The following is a 16,714-nucleotide window of genomic DNA, read 5'->3' on the forward strand; positions in this document are numbered from 1 at the left end:
TCCCTGTTCGAATGTCGTCCGTTACGCCCGAAGTCGCAACCGTTGCAGCCAGGACGAAGTGGCGCCCAAGGCGTCACGCAATTGGTCGGCAGTGATGGTGCGTTCTGCCGCGTTGAAGCTCAGCGCGGTTCGCAGCGCTGGCCAGCCGTGTTTCGGTAAGTTCGCCGGGGCTCGCAGCTCGCGCTCCAGGTGCTCGTCGCGGGCCTGGGTCGAGGGCAAGCGGCGGAACGGGTGTTTGCCGCTCGCCAGTTCATAGATCACGCAGGCCACGCCGTACACGTCCGCGCTGGCCGACAACGGTTGGCCCTCAAGCAGTTCGGGGGCGGCGTAGCCCGGGGTCCAGGCGTTGAAACGCTCGCGGCTCAGGTGCGGCAGGCCGGGCAACACGCCCTCGTCTGCCTGACCGAGACCGAAGTCGAACAGGCGCAGGCCGTCTTCGCTGAGCATGACATTGCTCGGTTTCATGTCACCGTGCAGCACGCCGCGACGGTGGGCGTAGGCCAGCGTATCGAGCAGCGGCAACGCGATGTCGCGCGTTTCTTTCCACGGCAGGCCCAGAGGCCGCTCGCAGAGCAATTTGTCCAGGGTCAGGCCACGCATGTATTCCATGGTGATGAAGGCCCGCTGGCAGTCGGTGTCGACTTCAAAGGTGTGTGCACGCACGACGTTGTCGTGGCGCAGGCGTCGGGTCAGGGCAAACTCGCTGTAAAGCAAGGCAGTGGCGTCCGGCGATTCGGCAAATTCTTCGCTGAGAATTTTCAGCGCAATGTAAGGATCGGGATCGCCGAACTGCTCGTGCAGCAGATCTCGCGCCCGGTAAACGGCGCCCATGCCGCCCGCCCCGAGCAGACGCTCGAGGTGGTAGCGGCCGGCGAGTACGTCCGGCAATGCACCGATGCTGGCCTTGGTCGGCGCCAGCAACGGCTCGGCGTTGTTTGCCTTGGCGAAGGCGAAGTAGGTCAGGTTGCTGGCCTGCTCTTCGCTCATCAGCAAGTCATCGACTGAGGATTCGATTTCAGTCATTGGCGGATCACCACGGCAGTCAGGTTGTCCCGGGCGGCGCCACGCAGGGCGCCGTCGAACAGACGCTCCAGCGCCACGTGCGGCGCGCTGAGGCTGAGGGCGTTGCCGAGGGCATCGCTGCTCAGTCCTTGGTACAAGCCATCGCTGCACAGCAAAAACGCATCGCCCGGATAGACCTCGAGTTCGAGGACATCCAGGGTCAGCTGTTCGGCGGCGCCGACGGCTCGGGTCAAGGCCTGAGCTGCCGGGTGTGCTGCCGCCTGTTCGACGCTCATCTGTTGCTCGTCGATCAGTTGCTGCTGCAGCGAATGATCCTTGGACAGCTGATACAGCCGCTGCCCGCGCCACATATAACAACGGCTGTCACCGGCCCAGATGCAGGCCGCGCGATTGCCCTCCACCAGCAGCGCCACGACGGTGCTGCCCATGATGCTGTCGTGGCGCCCGGCGGTGACCGTCAACTCCTGCCCCAAACGCCGGTTCAGCCAGTGCAGGCACTGGCGGATGGCTTTGAGGCGTTCGTCGAAGTCCTCGTGTTGCGGCAGTTCAGCCAGGCTGGCGACGATCAACTGGCTGGCGATGTCGCCACCCTGATGACCGCCCATGCCGTCCGCGACCACCCACAGCCCCTGCTGTGGCGAGTCGAGGAAGGCATCTTCGTTGCGCGCCCGCACCTTGCCCGGGTCGGTACGCGCCGCGCTGCGCCAGGGACTGGCCACCAGCATCAGAGCTGCACCGGCATACGGAAGGTGCGCAGCACGCCCATGTCGAACGGGTTCGGCGTGCGCTGGCTGGTCAGCAGGTAGTTGGCGCGCAGGCCACCCACGTCAGCTTTCAGCACCAGCACGTCGCGTCCGGTCAGGTACTCGGTCTGCATCAGGTCAAACAGACGGAACAGCGACCATGGGCCGGAGTTCTTCTCGATGCCGATCGGACGCCCCGCCATCTTGTCCATCACCAGGCTGGTGCGACCGTCTTCAGCATCGGTCGGCCACTTGAACGTCATTGGCAGGATCGGACCGTGGCGGTATTCCATGGTCTTGTCGCCGAACTTGAACTCGGAACGGCTGACGGCCGGATCGAGGGTGTACGGCTCCAGTTTGAACTGCACGGTCGGCTCGGCCGGGTTGATCGAGAAGAAGCTCTGACGAATCGTCAGGGCTGCTGCCATCTGGTCGAGATACATCTTCGATACCGGCAGGCTGTGACCGTCGACGCTGCGCATCCGGTAGTTGCCCGGATCACCGCTGACGAACGGACGCATGTAGCTGTCGAAGAAGCGGTCGACGGTACCTTGAGCCCGGAAGAACTCGCGGAAGTCGCTGATCGCCACGTCGCTGGTGCTGCTGGCGCTGAACGGATAACGCTTGCTGATGGTCTTGCCATACACGCTGTACAGCTCGTTCTGATAACGGCCGTTCAGGTATTGGTAAGCATCGTTGAGCACCAGGCGCCATGAGTCTTCAGCCAACACGTTGAACCACACGCTCAGCGGACGCGGCAGGCGACCCGAGGCCGCACGCAGGTTGGTCAGCGCATCACGCTGGCCGCTCATGCGGGTTTTCGCCATTTCGAACGCGGCTTGTTCCGGCGTGCTGGAACGGGCCAGACCGGACAGTTGCAGTTGCAGGTCGTTGAGCGCGCTGATGGCCGGGGTCAGGTCAGCGGCCGGGCCGTTGTTGTCATCCAGCAAACGGTGCAGCGGCTCGAAGCGGCGTTGCAGCGACTTCTTCGCGGTGTCCGGCAGGCTCTTCGCCACGGCCATCGCCGAAGCCTTGTCCGCCACGGCAGACGCCAGTTTGCCGACCTTGCCCAGTTTGCCCTTCTGCCCTGCCAGTGCATCGGCGGCATCACCGGCTTCGTCCACCGGATCGGCAGCAGCCGGGAAGCGCGTGTTCTCGCGCACTTCAGTGAGCAACGCCAGCACCGGCGAGTTGGCCGACGTCAGGCCCGCCAGTTGCTCGGCGCCTTCACCGGCGTCGCTGATCGGCGGCAAGGCCACCTGGCCAACGGCCTCGCTCCAGTAGTTGGCGTAGTCGCGGAAGTACAGTTGCTCCAGCTCGACCATCAGGCGACGCAAGTCCATGTCGCTGATGCCCGCACCTTCGCCCAGCACCCAGTTGTCACGCAGGATGTCGGTGACCAGCGCCGAACCCTGCACCGAGAAATACTGCTGATAACCCTGCTGGGTGTAGAACCCCGGGATCACGTATTCGGTGCCGATGAACAGCGAGCCTTGCGGGCCGAGGTGTTGGCTGAAACGGTATTCCGGCAGGTTGCGCGCCTGCTCGCGGAGCATGCGGTAGACCACGGTGGCCAGCGATTCGGCACGCAGCACCTGACGTGCCTGAGTCACCAGTTGATCGTTCAGCGGGTAGATGAACGGCTGCTTCAGCAGGCGCTCAAGGTGAGTGTTCAGACCGTTCTGCACTGCGGTGTTGCCGGTGTAGCGCTGCGACCAGTCAGTGGCGACCCAGTCCTTGAGCCACGCCGCGTCACGACGGTCTTTCATGTTCAGCATCAGGTACGCACGCAGGCTGTTGAGCAGCTTGTCGCGGTCCTTCATGTTGGCGCGAATCTGCCCTTCGAGCATCGTCGCGACCCGTGGCAGCAATTGCGCTTCGAGCTCATGCTCGTAGGCTTGCTTGACCACCGGGTTGACGTCTTCGCCCTGATACAGACCGCCACGCTCGTGGTACGAGACGTCGCCCTTCTTCGGGAACACCTGAGTCGCGGCGTAGCTTGTATCGAGGGTTTTCAGCACGCCCATCGCATCATCGCGCGGGGTCAGCGCCGAACGCTGCTGAGTCCAGTTCTGCGCCAGTGTGCGCAGGTTTTCCAGACGCTCATAGTTGGCCGAGAAACCACCGGCCCAGAGCATGCCGAACAGCGCCAGTGCCGCCAGTGCACCGACGTACAGCGCACGCTGGCCCCAATGGATGCGGCTGCGCTCGCGTTTGTCGAGGCCGGCCAGATCCGACTCGGGGAAGATCACCCGACTGAACAGATGATGAATGAAGCGCGAACGGCCACTGCGCAGGGTCGGCAGCACACCGGCATTCATGCCGAGGTTGGCGCCGATGCCGGCGGTAGTTGCGTCCATTTCCTGCGTCAGGTGCGGAGCACTGGTCAGGTAGAAACCACGCAGCAGCGACGCGCGCTGGTAGCGGTTGCCAGTGAACGCCATGTCGACGAACAGGCACAGACGCTCGCCGATCTGCCCCAGTTGATGCGGGAAGTCGAGGATGCGGCCACGGCGCTGGGTATCGCGCTCGGAGTGCATGCGCATGATCACCTGATTGTTCAGGCGCCGCAGCAGCTCTTCGAACTCGCCGCGCAGTACCGCGACGTCGGTGCCGACCTGATCCTTGCGGAAACTGGTACCCAGCACCTGATCGCTTTCTTCGCGAGTCAGTTGATCGAAGAACTCGTCGAACCCGAGCAGCTTGTCCGCCTTGCTCAGTACCAGATACACCGGCACGTCGACATGCAGTTTCTGATAGACGTCTTGCAGACGACCGCGCACCTGGCGCGCCAGGGTATCGATGTCCTGCTCGCTGCCACCGATCAGGGATTCCACCGGAATGGTCACCAGCACACCGTTCAACGGACGCCCGCGACGACGCTTGCGCAGCAACTCGAGCAAGGTGGTCCAGGCACTGCCGTCAACTTCGGCGTCCGGCTGGGTGGTGTAGCGCCCGGCGGTGTCGATCAGCACACCGTGATCGGCGAAGTACCAGTCGCAATGCCGGGTGCCGAGGGTGTCACGGGTCAGCTTGCGGTCGATCTTGTTGATCGGGAATTCCAGCCCGGAGAAGTCCAGCAGACTGGTCTTGCCGGAAGCCTGCGGACCGATCAGCAGGTACCACGGCAAGTCGTTGCGCCAGCGTTCGCTGCGGCCGCGATACAGGCTCGAAGTCTTCAGGGTTTTCAGCGCGTCCTTGAAGCGCGCCTTCAACTCTTTCTGCTCTTCTTCGATCAGTTCGTCGCGACGGATGCGATCCTGACCGTCCTCGGTTTCTTCGATGGCTTTCTTGCGGATGCCCGCGCGCCAGCTGACGAAGACCATGGTCAGGCCCCAGATCAGGAACAGCACGCTGATGGTCAGCAGACGCGAGGTCGCGCTTTCCCAGAACTTGTAGTCATCCACCGCCAACAACGGGCCGACGAACCACACCAGCAATGCCACGAACAGCACCAGCAGCAGGGTCCAGACCCAGGTCTGGCGCAGGAAAGCGCCGACTTTCTTGAAAAACTTTTTCATCACACGTCCCTGTTACGGCTGCGACTGCGGTTGCACCGCGGCCGGATCAAGCGGCTGATAAGGTTGCAGAACGGTGTCGCGCTGTTCGCCCAGGACCCAGGCGAAGCCCGAATACATCACCACCAGGCAGACCAACGTGAACAGCACCACCATCCACGCCGGCACGATGCGCACCAGGTTGCGGCGCTGATCGTTGAGGCCTTCCCAGTGCGGCGACAACTCGCGCGGCACGTCGCCACGCAACTGACGGATCTGCCGGTACAGGGCGTCGCGGATGCCTTCAAGCTCAAGCATGCCACGCGCCTGCACACGGTACTTGCCCTCGAAACCGAGGGACAGGCACAGGTACATCAGCTCAAGCATCGGCAGGTGCTTGACCGGGTTCTTCGACAACCGATCAAGCAGTTGGAAGAACTTCTCGCCACCGAAGGTCTCGTTGTGGAAGCTGCTGAGCAGGCTCATCTGCGACCACTCGCTTTCGTTGCCCCACGGCGTGGTCACCACAGCTTCGTCGACCACGGTGCAGAGCACGTAACGGGCGGCCATCACCTGGCTGCTTTCGGCGCCGTTGTGCAACGCGCGCACTTCAAACAGCTTGAGCCCGGCGGTCAGGCGCTCGTTGAGCGCGTACAAATCTTCGCGGGTTTCGCTGTGCTTGAGGCGCACCACTTCCGAGAGCAGTTCGGACGACGCCGCCACCAGCGAATTCAGGCTGATGTTGAACGCCTCCGCCGGGCGCAGGCGCGCGGCGTAGATCATCCGTTCTTCCAGTTGCTCGAAGCGCGGCGGCGCGGCGAAGTCGGTCAGCGGACTGGCTGCCGGTCCGTGGCCCTGACGATCGAGCAGGACGGTTTTGTCGTCCTGGTTGTAATCCGTTTCCTTGATCATGGCGGTCAGTTCCTGATGGCCCAGAATTTCAGTTCAAGCTCGGCGAATTCGCCGGACACGTGGAACGCGAAGCCGCCGGAGCGCTCGAGTTGCGCCAGGTCTTCGGAACTGAGTTCGAGGATGAAGTAGGTTTTGTTCGAGTGGAACGCGATCTGCCGCGGGGCCACCGGCAACGGTTTGACCTTGATCCCCGGCAAGTGCAGGTTGACCAGTTGGCGAATGCGCTCCACCGGGCCGACCTTGAGGTGCGCCGGCAAGCGGTGGCGCAGTTCTTCGGAGTCGCAGTTGGCACTTGCCGCCAGCACGAACGACGCCGAGCCGAGCAGTTTGTGGTCGTGCAACGGCGACACGATGATGCCGTACTGACGCGCTTGCAGGATCAGCTCGATGGCGTGCTGTTCGAGCACCATCGACAGCACCTGACGAATCGCTTCCATCAGTTTGCGGAAGCTCGCGCCCTGATCGGCGTGGGAATAGCGGCTGTCCAGACGCGGGCGTTTGCTGTCGCTGGAGAAGGTCGCCAGATCGCCGAGCATGGTCAGCAGCGTGCGGTACAACTCTTCCGGGTGCACCTGCTCCAGACCGAGGTAGTGGCGCAGCAGCAGTTCGGTACGGTTGATCAGTTGCAGCATCATGAAGTCGCCGACTTCCGCACCGCCGACCTTGCCGTTGGAGCGAATCCGCTCGGCAATCGTGTCGCCACGGTGGTTGAGCATGCTGATGACTTCTTTGAGGCACGACAGCAGATAGCTGGACGCATGGGCCTGGATGTAGGTCGGCACGAAATCCGGGTCGAGGCTGATCACGCCGTCCGGCGTGGTGTCGAGCACGTCGCAGATCTTCAGCTTCACGTAGGCCTGATCGCTCTGCTGCTCGCCGAGCAACAGTTTGAAATCCGGGCGACCACAGCTGACCTGGCTGGCGGAATCGTCACCGGCGTTGGAGTCGGCCACTTCGGCGTCGTACGCGGTGTACCGCGCGAGCACGTCGGACTGCTCCGGACGACGCGCCTCGATGTGGTTACCGGTGACCAACGGCAGCGCCAGATAAATCGGCGTGTTGCCGGTGTTCGGCGGCACGTCCAGCGCCAGCGGCTCGGTGTTGCCGCCGAGTTCGAACAGGCTGCCGTCCGGCAGGATCCCCGAGGCGGCACTGATCACCAGTTTGCCCATGTTGAGGAACTGCAAGTCGATCTCCAGATTGAGGAAACCCCAGGTGTAGCCACCCAGCAACTGGGTGCGGGTTTTCATCTGGTGATCGTAGTAGCGATCGTTGTGCTGGAAGTGCTGCGGCCGCAGCAACATGCCTTCCTGCCAAATGACTTTATGGGTATTCATGTTCAGTCATCCGCCTTGGCGAGCGCTTCATGGGTGTTGCGGATCCCGGCCTGATCAAGAGTCAGATCGGCTTCGGTCAGCTCCAGCGGGGTGACCTGAACGGTGTAGCGCCACTTGGTTTCCGGCAGATCACGGTACGCAGCGAGAACGCCGACGTAGCGGCTGCCCTCCTCCACGCTGAGTTTCATTTCCACGGTTTCACCCGGGCGCAGTTCGAGTTCTTCGCTGGCCACCAGATCCGGATTGAGGGATTCCTTGGCGCGCTCGTAGAGGCTGAAGAAATCAGCGTTCTCGAAGGTCACCGGGTGCTTGAGTTCGAACAGGCGCACCACGATCGGCGAAGGACGGCCGTTGAGGTCCGGGTTGAGCTGATCACTGCCGGTCAGCTTCAGGTTGATCTTGGTCACTTTCGAGTACGGCGACAGCGACGAGCAACCGGCGAGCAGCACCAGCACGGTGAGCGCAGTCAGCGTCTTGAAAAAAGCGGTCGAGCGGCGAGACATGCGCATCATCCTTGGTGGTCGGTGTGGAGGGTGGAGATCAGGCGGATCTGTTCTTCGTAGGCCTGGGCAAAGTCGCGGGCCAGCAGACGCTCGCTCCAGTCATCGTCCTGACGCAGGGCCTGGTGGTAGCGGCCGAACGCTCTCCAGCGCCCGCCCGAGGTGGCGATCAACGGCTTGTTGTCGCGCTCGAAACGCAGGGTCAGTTGTTCCGGCGAGAAGTGCTCCAGCGTGCCGCGTACGGCGGCGCGGCTGGCGGTGAGCAAGGCCACCTGGTGCGCCTGCAGATCGCGGAACGCGCGGGAGATCGCCTGCTCGGCCGGGAGATGACCGGGCTTGTGCGGCTGCAACAGAATCTCCAGCGCTTCGCTCGGATCAACGGCGAATTTCAGCGGGTTCTTGTTGGTGCCTTGCACGGTGGTCTGTGCCAGACGCAGTTCGTTTTTCAACTCCGAACGGGTGCGCAGGCTCTGCTGCAATCCGCCGATGCTCTGCCGCAGCAGACGCGCGGCGTTGAGTGCCAAGGCTTCGCGGGCGTCGTGATCGAGGCCTTTGAGATCCACGCCCAGCGCTGCGCCGAAATGCTCCCAGAAACCCTCGCTCTGACGCTCGACGACCTTCGGGGCCGGAGCAGGCTCGGGTTCAACCGGGGCGATCAGCTCCGGCACCATCAGGCTTTCCATGTCGATGCGCGCATAGTCGGCACGCTGACGGGAATCCTCGGGCTTGGCGGTCGGGGCCAACAGTTCGTCGATTTCCGAATAAACGCGCTCTTGCTGTTCGATCGCGTTCAACGGATCGAGGTCGAGGAAGGCGTCGTCCGGAATGATGCTGCCGGCGGCACGCGGACGGCCGACTTCACCGTCGAAGGTCGCCGGGTCACGCACCAGCCGCGCACGAATCTCGAAGTCACCGAGCACGTAGGTGCTGCCGTGCTCGATACGCACCGGTTCGCCCTTGTGCAGGCGTGCGCCGCTGTCGCCGTCCTGGACCCCGTTGCTGCTGGTGTCGGTGAGGAAAAACGTGCCTTCGCGGTAGCTGACAATCGCGTGGTGATTGGACAGATGCCGCTTGCGGTCAGGAATGATCCAGTCGCAGTCCTCGCCCCGCCCGATTACGCCGCCGGCCTGTTTGAAGGTCTTCTGGCACAACTCGGTGGGCACGAACTGCTTGGTGTTCAGCATTTCGAAAACCAGTTCCATGTTTGATGCTCCTTGCGGTCACTTGCCGCGATTGACCGCTTGCGGGTCACCCAACGGGCGATAGTCGTTGTCGTTGAATTTGTAATTGCCGCTACAGCCGCCAAGGCCGCATAGAACGACGAGGGTCAGCAGGACAGCGTTCCAGTGACGAACAGACATCAGAGGGTCTCCAGGGGTAGACAAAGCACAAAGCGCCGACCCTTGCGGGCGGCGCTGAAATTAATTCTTTGGGTAGTCTCGAAGGCTCTACATCGGGGCCTTCGAGCCATCACAAGGGATATACCGATCCTCTGTGGCGAGGGGACTTGTCCCCGATGGGCTGCGAAGCGGCCCCAAAACCTGATTACCGGTTCTTTCAAGAGAACCGCGTTTGCTGGATTACGGCTGCTGCGCAGCCGATCGGGGATAAATCCCCTCGCCACAGAGAAGTCCTTCAAGACAGGAGTTGTGCAAACGGCAAGAGCCAGGTTCAGATCAACCATCGAAATCACCCAGGTTGATATTCAGGCGCCCGAGGCGGTACAGCAGCGTGCGGCGCGGCAGGCCCAGTTCGCGGGCGGCGAGGGTCTGGTTGCCGTCGTTCTTGCGCAGGCAATCGAGCAACAGCGTGCGTTCGACTTTCTCCAGGCGCTCGCGCAGATTCAGGCCGCTGTGGTCTTCGGGCATCGGCTCCATGCGCAGGGAGAAATGCTCGGCCAGCAACTCGCCGCCCTCGCACAACAACACTGCGCGCTCGACCAGTGCCTTGAGTTCGCGCACGTTGCCGGGGAAGGTGTAACCGGACAGGTGTTCCAGCGCCGCGCTCGACCAGCGCACCGGATCACGCTGCAAATACGCGCAGGTCTTCTCGGCAAAGTGCTGAGCCAGTTCGAGGATGTCGCCTTCGCGCTGACGCAGGGCCGGCAGCTCGATCGGGAACTGCGCGAGGCGGTAATACAAGTCCTCGCGGAACTTGCCTTCGCTGACCAGCGTCGACAGATCGCGGTGCGTCGCGGCGATGATGCGCACATCGATCTTGTGCGTGTCGTTGGAACCCAGCGGGCGAATCTCGCCCTCCTGCAACACCCGCAGAATCTTCGCTTGCAACGACAGCGGCATGTCGCCGATCTCGTCGAGCAACAGCGTGCCGCCGTTAGCCGCATCGAACAGCCCCGCGCGGTCACGGTCAGCGCCGGTGAACGCACCCTTGCGATAGCCGAACAGCTCGCTTTCCAGCAGGTTTTCCGGGACTGCTGCGCAGTTCTGCACGATGAACGCCTGAGAGCGGCGCGGGCCGCAATCGTGAATCGCCCGGGCCACAACTTCCTTGCCGGTGCCGGTCTCGCCACGCAGCAGCACGGTGTACGGGCTGTGCAGGACTTTGCTGATCAGCGAGTGGGTCTGGCGCATGGCGGCGCTTTTGCCGATCAGGCCATAGCCGTTGATGCTTGGCACACTGCGCGCCACCGTGGTCGATTCTGCCGGCGGCTGGCGCAGACGCTGCAGCAAATGCAATTGACCGAGGACGAACGAGCCGAGCTGGCCGAGTGAATCGGCAAAACCCTGCAGGTCGACGTGACGGCGACTGGCGCACAGCAGCAGGCCTTCAACCGCCTTCTGCTGATTGACCAGCGGCACGCACAGCAGCGATTGCCAGCGGCCGGTGGTGGCCGGCAGGAAACTGGTTTCGTGCAGGCTGGCGCCCAGATCGTCCAGGCACACCACGCGGTTCTGGCACAGGGCAAACTGCAGCAACTGCTCGCCGTTGTAGTCCGCCGGCAGGCTGGTCGCGGCGCGCGGTTGCAGCGCGCCGTCGAGGCATTCGGCGTTCATTCCCAGGCAAGTGTGGGTGGCGTCGAGCAGGTACAGCTGGGTAAGTTCGCAACCGCTCAGCTCGGCCAGCCCACGCACGAAGTCACCCAGCAGCGCAGCACCGTCCGCCGCGCGCGACAGGCTGGCGAACTGCGCCAGCAAGGCTTCGGCATAGACCAGTGGCTGCGGCACTTGAGTGAACATCACACCCACCTCAGGCGAACTCGCACGTCACGCTGGCGTTGCCGTCGAGCGTGGCATGCACACGCTTGAGGCTTTCACCGGTGGCCATCGCATCGAGCAAGCGGTCGGCCACCAGCGGCAGCACGTGTTGATCGAGCAAATGGTCGATCAAGCGCGCGCCGCTTTCGCTTTGCGTGCAGCGCTCGGACAGATGATCGACGAGGTTCTGGCACCAGCTGAAATCCAGCTGACGACGGTTGAGACGCTCGCCCAGACGACCAAGTTTGATCTCGATCAGCTCGCGCAGCACCGGGCCGCCCACCGGGTAGTACGGCACCACTTTCATCCGCGCCAGCAGCGCCGGTTTGAAGTGTTTGCTCAGCACTGGCCGAATGGTCTCTTCGAGCAGCTCGGCGGTCGGGCGGGCGCCGTCTTCGCAGAGGTCGCTGATCTTGTCGCTACCGAGGTTCGAGGTCATCAGGATCAAGGTGTTGCGGAAGTCGATCTCGCGACCTTCGCCGTCGTTGGCCACGCCCTTGTCGAAGATTTGGTAGAACAGGTTGAGCACATCCGGGTCGGCCTTTTCGACCTCATCGAGCAGCACCACCGAGTACGGCTTCTGGCGCACCGCTTCGGTGAGCATGCCGCCCTCGCCATAACCGACGTAGCCCGGTGGCGCACCGATCAGACGCGAGACGGTGTGCTTCTCCTGGAATTCGGACATGTTGATGGTGGTGATGAAACGGTCGCCGCCGTACAGCAGGTCAGCCAGGGCCAGCGCGGTTTCGGTCTTGCCGACGCCGCTCGGGCCGACCAGCAGGAACACGCCGACCGGTGCGTCAGGCTTGTTCAGGCCGGCGGCAGTGGCGCGCATCGAGCGATCCAGTGCGTGCACGGCTTGTTCCTGACCACGGATGCGCGTGCGCAGATCGGTGGCAAAACTCGCGACCTTGGCGTTGTGCTCGCGGGCCAGTTGCGCCAGCGGCACGCCGGTCCAGGCGCTGATCACTTCGGCCACCAGACGCGGGCAGACTTCGAAGCTGACCAGACGCTCCTTGACTTGAGCAGCGGTCAGCGCGCTGTGGGTCTGGTGCAGTTCGGCTTCCAGCGCTTCAACGCTCTGGCCTTCCTCGACCTCGGCGGCGATGGTTTCGATCACCGTGCCTTCGGCGTCTTCTTCAACGCTGACGGTCGGCTCGACAGCGGCAGCTTCGCGAGCCTTGGCCAGTTGCTGACGCAGTTCCAGCAGGCGCTCGGCCAGTTGCTTCTGTTCGGTCCACAGGCTTTCCAGCGCGACCATTTCGCTTTCGGCTTCGTCGAGCCGCGCTTCCAGCGCATCCAACGCTTCGTGGTCGATCAGCAGACCAGCCTCGGCATCGCGACGCAGGGCCTGACGCTGACGGCCACCTTCAGCCAGTTCGCCACGCAGGCGCTCGAGGCTTTCCGGGGCAGCGGCGAGGCTGATGCGCACCCGGGCGCACGCGGTGTCGAGGACGTCGACGGCTTTGTCCGGCAGCTGGCGACCGGCCAGATAGCGCGCGGACAATTCCGCCGCCGAGACCACCGCGTCATCCCGCAGGTAGATGCCGTGGCTCTTCTCGTAGACCTGCGCCAGACCACGGAGAATTGTCACCGCTTCGCTGACGGTCGGTTCGTGCAACTGCACCGGTTGGAAACGACGGGCCAGCGCCGGGTCCTTCTCGAAGTATTTCTTGTACTCGGCCCAGGTGGTGGCGGCGATGGTGCGCAGTTCACCACGGGCCAGCGCCGGTTTCAGCAGGTTGGCCGCGTCGGAACCACCGGCATTGCCGCCCGCGCCGATCAGGGTGTGGGCTTCGTCGATGAACAGGATGATCGGTTTCGGCGAGGCTTTGACTTCGTCGATCACGCCTTTGAGGCGACGCTCGAATTCACCTTTGACGCTGGCGCCAGCCTGCAGCAGGCCCATGTCCAGCGACAGCAGCTCGACGCCCTTGAGCACCTGCGGCACTTCACCGGCAGCGATGCGCGAGGCCAGGCCTTCGACGATGGCGGTCTTACCGACACCGGCCTCACCGACCACGATCGGGTTGTTCTTGCGGCGACGGGCGAGGATGTCGACCATCTGCCGAATCGCGCCATCGCGGCACAGCACCGGGTCGAGTTTGCCGTCGCGGGCCTGCTGGGTCAGGTTGTGGGTGAAGCGCTGCAACAGCGATTCGCCCTGCGCCGCCGGCTTGCCGTTGGCCGCCGGTTGCTCCTGTTGCGACAGGGCGAATTCCTTCAGGCGATCGATGTTCAGCTTGGCGAGCAGCGGCTGATAACGGCTGCCGGCGTAGCGCATCGGGTTGCGCAGCAGCGCAAGGATCAGCGCGGCATCTTCGACCTGGGTCTGGCCCAGTTCGAGGTTGGCCACCAGCAGCGCGTCTTGCAGCCATTGCACCAGTTCCGGGGCGAACACCGGGTTGCGCGAGGCGCTGTGTTCAACGCGAGATTGCAGTGCGGCGCTCAGTTCACCGGCGTCGACATCCGCATCCTGCAGCGCGCGCGACAGCAAGCCGTTCGGACGCTCCAGCAGCCCCAGCAGCAGGTCTTCAACAAGGATCTTGCTGCCGCCACGGGCCACGCAACGTTCGGCCGAACGTTCCAGGTCACGACGGGTTTCGGCGTCCAGCGCCTGGATGAGTTGTTGCAGGTCTACGTTGATCATGGCTCACGTCCTTAATGAATTTTGCTGCCCAGGGTGACCACGCCGTCTGCTTTTTCGCAGCCCAGCCAACTGGTCCATCCCAGGCGACAGTCGTTCTTCTCACCAATGCGCAGTTCGCGGATTTCTTCCGGGCGCAGCACCAGGCGAATGTCGTAATCGAGCGGGTCACGCAAGGTGAACCGCACCAGCGCGCACAGCGGCTGGTAACCGAAACCGATCGGCAGGAATTCGTGGAATCGCTCCCAGTCGAGTTCGGTGATGTGAATGCGGAATTTACCGCTGCGGTCGCGCACCCGCTCGCCCAGCACCAGGTCTTCACCCAGCAGGCTGTTGGCGCGTCCGAGGCGGTTGCGCTGCTCGTCGAGGATCTCCACGCGACGCTCGATGCACTGCTCGATAACCAGGTCCTCGTGCTTGAAGTAGTAACGCAGCACGGCTTCGATCAGCGCCGCCGAGTGCGCGCGCAAGCTGAGCAGCCCGAGGTACGGCAGCAGGCGCTTCCAGTTCAGTTCCTTGGCCTTGCGGATCTCGTCGCCACCCAGACCGATCAGCGCGAACAGCTGCGAGGAGAACGGGTCGATCGCGCCGCTCTGGAAACTGGCGCGATAACGGTATTTGCGCCAGATCGGCAGCATCAGCCGTTGCAGGCGATGGTGGAACAGGTCGAGGAAGTTACGCGTCGGGTTGCCGTCCTCGCTGTCGCCCAACGCTTGCTCGCCATAGAACGCCGGCAGCGGCGAACCGGAGCCGACCAGGCCGATCAGGTTGAAACGCATGCGCGCGCGCATTTGCCCGTGCTCTTCGAAAAACTCCACGCGATCGACGTCGCTGCGCGGAAAGCCCAGGCTCGGGTTGGCCTGAAACTCCACCTGGTCGTACAGATCGTCTTCGCTCAGGTACGGGTGCGCCTCGCGCAGCCGGTCGATCACCAGCAGCACGGCCTGAAACAGCGAGTACTCGCGTATTACCTTGGTCAGCCCGCTTAAAGCAGGGGCTGCAGGCCCATACGTGGTGTCCATTGGTACACCTCTCCCTGTGTGCTTTTTACCCGCAGCTCGTGGTACGAATTGAGACTGGCGTAAAGCGCGAAAAACTCGTTAAGAACCGAAGCGAAAACGAACAGGTCGCCTTCGCCGATATACCCTTCCGGGTCGATGGTCAGTTCGGTGCGCAGACCACGCACCGGCAAGCCACGGTGCAGCCGGTCGACGTGGTGGTGCTTGATGTGCTTGAGGCCGCCGAGCAGGCGTTTGCTGACCTTCTCCGCGTGCTGGTCGTAGTAGCGCGGCAGGTCGTAGGTTTCGAGAATCACCTTCAACGCGTTGACGTCGGCCAGCGACAGATAGTTGAGCGACATGTTGCTGATCAGCTTCCACAGGAAGTCACGGTTCAGCGGCGGCGCAAAGCTCGAAGTGGCCGGGGTGATGTTGCGGAAACTCAGGAACTCCGGGGTCTCTTCGCAGGCCATGCAGATGTCGCCAAGCTTGAGCTTGCGCGGCAGGTTCTGGTTGGTGCAGATCAGCTCGATCGACAGGGTTTCGTGGGCTTCGGTATGGCGGATGCCGAAACTCAGGTAGGTGTCGAGGCCGTCATGCAGCAACGACGAACGCTGGCGGATGCTGTAGTGCGGACGGCTGTTGGGCACGTCGAAACTCGGGTCGTGCTCGAACGATTCGAACGGCACGTACTCTTGATAACCGAGGCCGCCGGGCTTCCAGCCGGTGACGGTTTCCACCGAGAACACGCCGCAGTTTTCCAGATCGTATTCCGCCGGCAGCAGCAGGTATTCATCCTGTTTGCCATCGAGGCGGATCGGCAGGGCGTCGTGGGCGAACAGGTTGGCAATCGGCGTGCAGAACAGCTTCACGTTATCCAGGGTCGGCCGCATGCGCATGATCCCGCTCTTGCGGATATCGAAACGCAACTCCAGGCCGCGCATCTGCTTGAGCGTGTCTTCCGGCAGCGCCTTGAGGATGTCCAGACCGTTGACGTCGACGAACAGGAACTTGTCCTGAAAGGCGAAGTATTCCTGCAGGTAGCGATAGCCACGGAAGGTGTTCAGCGGATATGGGATCAACGCTTCTTCTTCGGCAAAGCCCACCGGCTTGACGCGGTCACCCGGAATCTTGAACGCCATCGGCTTGCCCGCCACGCCATCGATCGGCTTGCCGGCGCCGTCGAGCGGGATCAGCTCGATGCCTTCCAGGTTGCGCAGCAGGCTCAGGTAAAGCATCTGGCTGATATAGCGCTCACCGGCAAAGTGCAGGCGCAGTTTGCTCAGTTCCAGCTCACCGAGGTGGCCGTCGGCGCTCATTTCCAGACGCAGGCTGAGCAGCGAACCGTCGCCCTTTACCGAATAGTTCAGCGCGGCCAGATCCAGCGGCAAGACTTCAGTCGGATAGCAGGTGCGGAAGCGGCAACGCACGTCTTCGATCGGTTTGCTTTCGATCGGCGTATCGCGCTCGACCACCAGCGCCGGCCCCGAACGCTTCAGCGGATCAAACTGCAGAATGCTGAACGCCGGCAGCGGGCGCATGTAGTTCGGCCACAGCAGTTGCATCAGCGAATGGCTGAGCTCGGGCAGCTCGTCATCGAGCTTCTGCCGCAGCCGTCCGGTGAGGAACGCAAAACCTTCCAGCAACCGCTCCACATCCGGATCCCGCCCGGCCTGGCCCAGGAACGGCGCCAACGCCGGACTACGCTCGGCGAAACGGCGACCGAGTTGGCGCAGTGCGGTGAGTTCGCTTTGGTAGTAGTGGTTAAAGGACACGGGTTACCTGCCTGGTAGTGGATCGCATGAAAAACATTCTTTGGAGCACGATTGTCGTTGCGGACAT

At 63.0% G+C, this 16,714-nt stretch carries 12 protein-coding genes; all 12 read right to left on the bottom strand.

Annotation, left to right across the window (positions count from 1 at the left end):
• Positions 1–21 precede the first annotated feature (21 nt).
• The 12 genes from CKW11_RS12280 to tssF all read right to left on the bottom strand — a co-directional run bounded on the left by CKW11_RS12280 (position 22) and on the right by tssF (position 16,647).
• Positions 22–1,023: a serine/threonine-protein kinase gene (locus CKW11_RS12280; RefSeq protein ID WP_095137716.1), complete on the bottom strand. Its 1,002-nt coding sequence runs from the start codon at positions 1,021–1,023 to the stop codon at positions 22–24.
• Positions 1,020–1,748: a PP2C family serine/threonine-protein phosphatase gene (locus CKW11_RS12285; protein WP_027610389.1), complete on the bottom strand. Its 729-nt coding sequence runs from the start codon at positions 1,746–1,748 to the stop codon at positions 1,020–1,022. Before CKW11_RS12285 ends, CKW11_RS12280 begins: the two co-directional genes overlap by 4 nt.
• A complete protein-coding gene (gene tssM, locus CKW11_RS12290) occupies positions 1,748–5,287 on the bottom strand; it encodes a type VI secretion system membrane subunit TssM (RefSeq protein WP_095137717.1) in 3,540 nt (1,179 codons plus the stop codon). Before tssM ends, CKW11_RS12285 begins: the two co-directional genes overlap by 1 nt.
• 12 nt (positions 5,288–5,299) lie before the next feature.
• Positions 5,300–6,175, bottom strand: a complete 876-nt coding sequence (gene icmH / locus CKW11_RS12295; RefSeq protein WP_003229559.1) for a type IVB secretion system protein IcmH/DotU — start codon at positions 6,173–6,175, stop codon at positions 5,300–5,302.
• A gap of 5 nt (positions 6,176–6,180) precedes the next feature.
• Positions 6,181–7,512 carry a type VI secretion system baseplate subunit TssK gene (gene tssK, locus CKW11_RS12300; protein WP_007962327.1) on the bottom strand — a complete coding sequence of 444 codons (1,332 nt, stop codon included), beginning with the start codon at positions 7,510–7,512 and terminating at the stop codon, positions 6,181–6,183.
• A 2-nt stretch (positions 7,513–7,514) separates the two neighbouring features.
• The gene (gene tssJ / locus CKW11_RS12305; protein ID WP_007962325.1) at positions 7,515–8,015 is read right to left on the bottom strand and encodes a type VI secretion system lipoprotein TssJ; all 501 of its coding nucleotides are present in this window, start codon (positions 8,013–8,015) and stop codon (positions 7,515–7,517) included.
• Positions 8,016–8,020: 5 nt separating this feature from the next.
• Positions 8,021–9,214 (bottom strand): type VI secretion system-associated FHA domain protein TagH, encoded by a 1,194-nt coding sequence (gene tagH, locus CKW11_RS12310; protein ID WP_095137718.1) that lies wholly within the window; start codon positions 9,212–9,214, stop codon positions 8,021–8,023.
• A gap of 18 nt (positions 9,215–9,232) precedes the next feature.
• Entirely contained in the window at positions 9,233–9,373 is a 141-nt protein-coding gene (locus CKW11_RS12315) for a type VI secretion protein (RefSeq protein WP_095137719.1), read from the bottom strand.
• A gap of 315 nt (positions 9,374–9,688) precedes the next feature.
• Entirely contained in the window at positions 9,689–11,209 is a 1,521-nt protein-coding gene (locus CKW11_RS12320; RefSeq protein WP_095137720.1) for a sigma-54-dependent Fis family transcriptional regulator, read from the bottom strand.
• Positions 11,210–11,219: 10 nt separating this feature from the next.
• On the bottom strand, positions 11,220–13,877 hold the full coding sequence (gene tssH, locus CKW11_RS12325) for a type VI secretion system ATPase TssH (RefSeq protein WP_095137721.1): 2,658 nt from the start codon (positions 13,875–13,877) through the stop codon (positions 11,220–11,222).
• 11 nt (positions 13,878–13,888) lie between these two features.
• The gene (tssG, locus tag CKW11_RS12330; RefSeq protein WP_041071592.1) at positions 13,889–14,896 is read right to left on the bottom strand and encodes a type VI secretion system baseplate subunit TssG; all 1,008 of its coding nucleotides are present in this window, start codon (positions 14,894–14,896) and stop codon (positions 13,889–13,891) included.
• Positions 14,860–16,647 carry a type VI secretion system baseplate subunit TssF gene (gene tssF, locus CKW11_RS12335; protein WP_007962320.1) on the bottom strand — a complete coding sequence of 596 codons (1,788 nt, stop codon included), beginning with the start codon at positions 16,645–16,647 and terminating at the stop codon, positions 14,860–14,862. The genes tssG and tssF overlap by 37 nt, the downstream gene beginning before the upstream one ends.
• Between the last annotated feature and the right edge of the window lie 67 nt (positions 16,648–16,714).

Origin of the sequence: Pseudomonas sp. Irchel s3a10 (assembly GCF_900187525.1) — a bacterium.
Lineage (GTDB): Bacteria > Pseudomonadota > Gammaproteobacteria > Pseudomonadales > Pseudomonadaceae > Aquipseudomonas > Aquipseudomonas koreensis_G.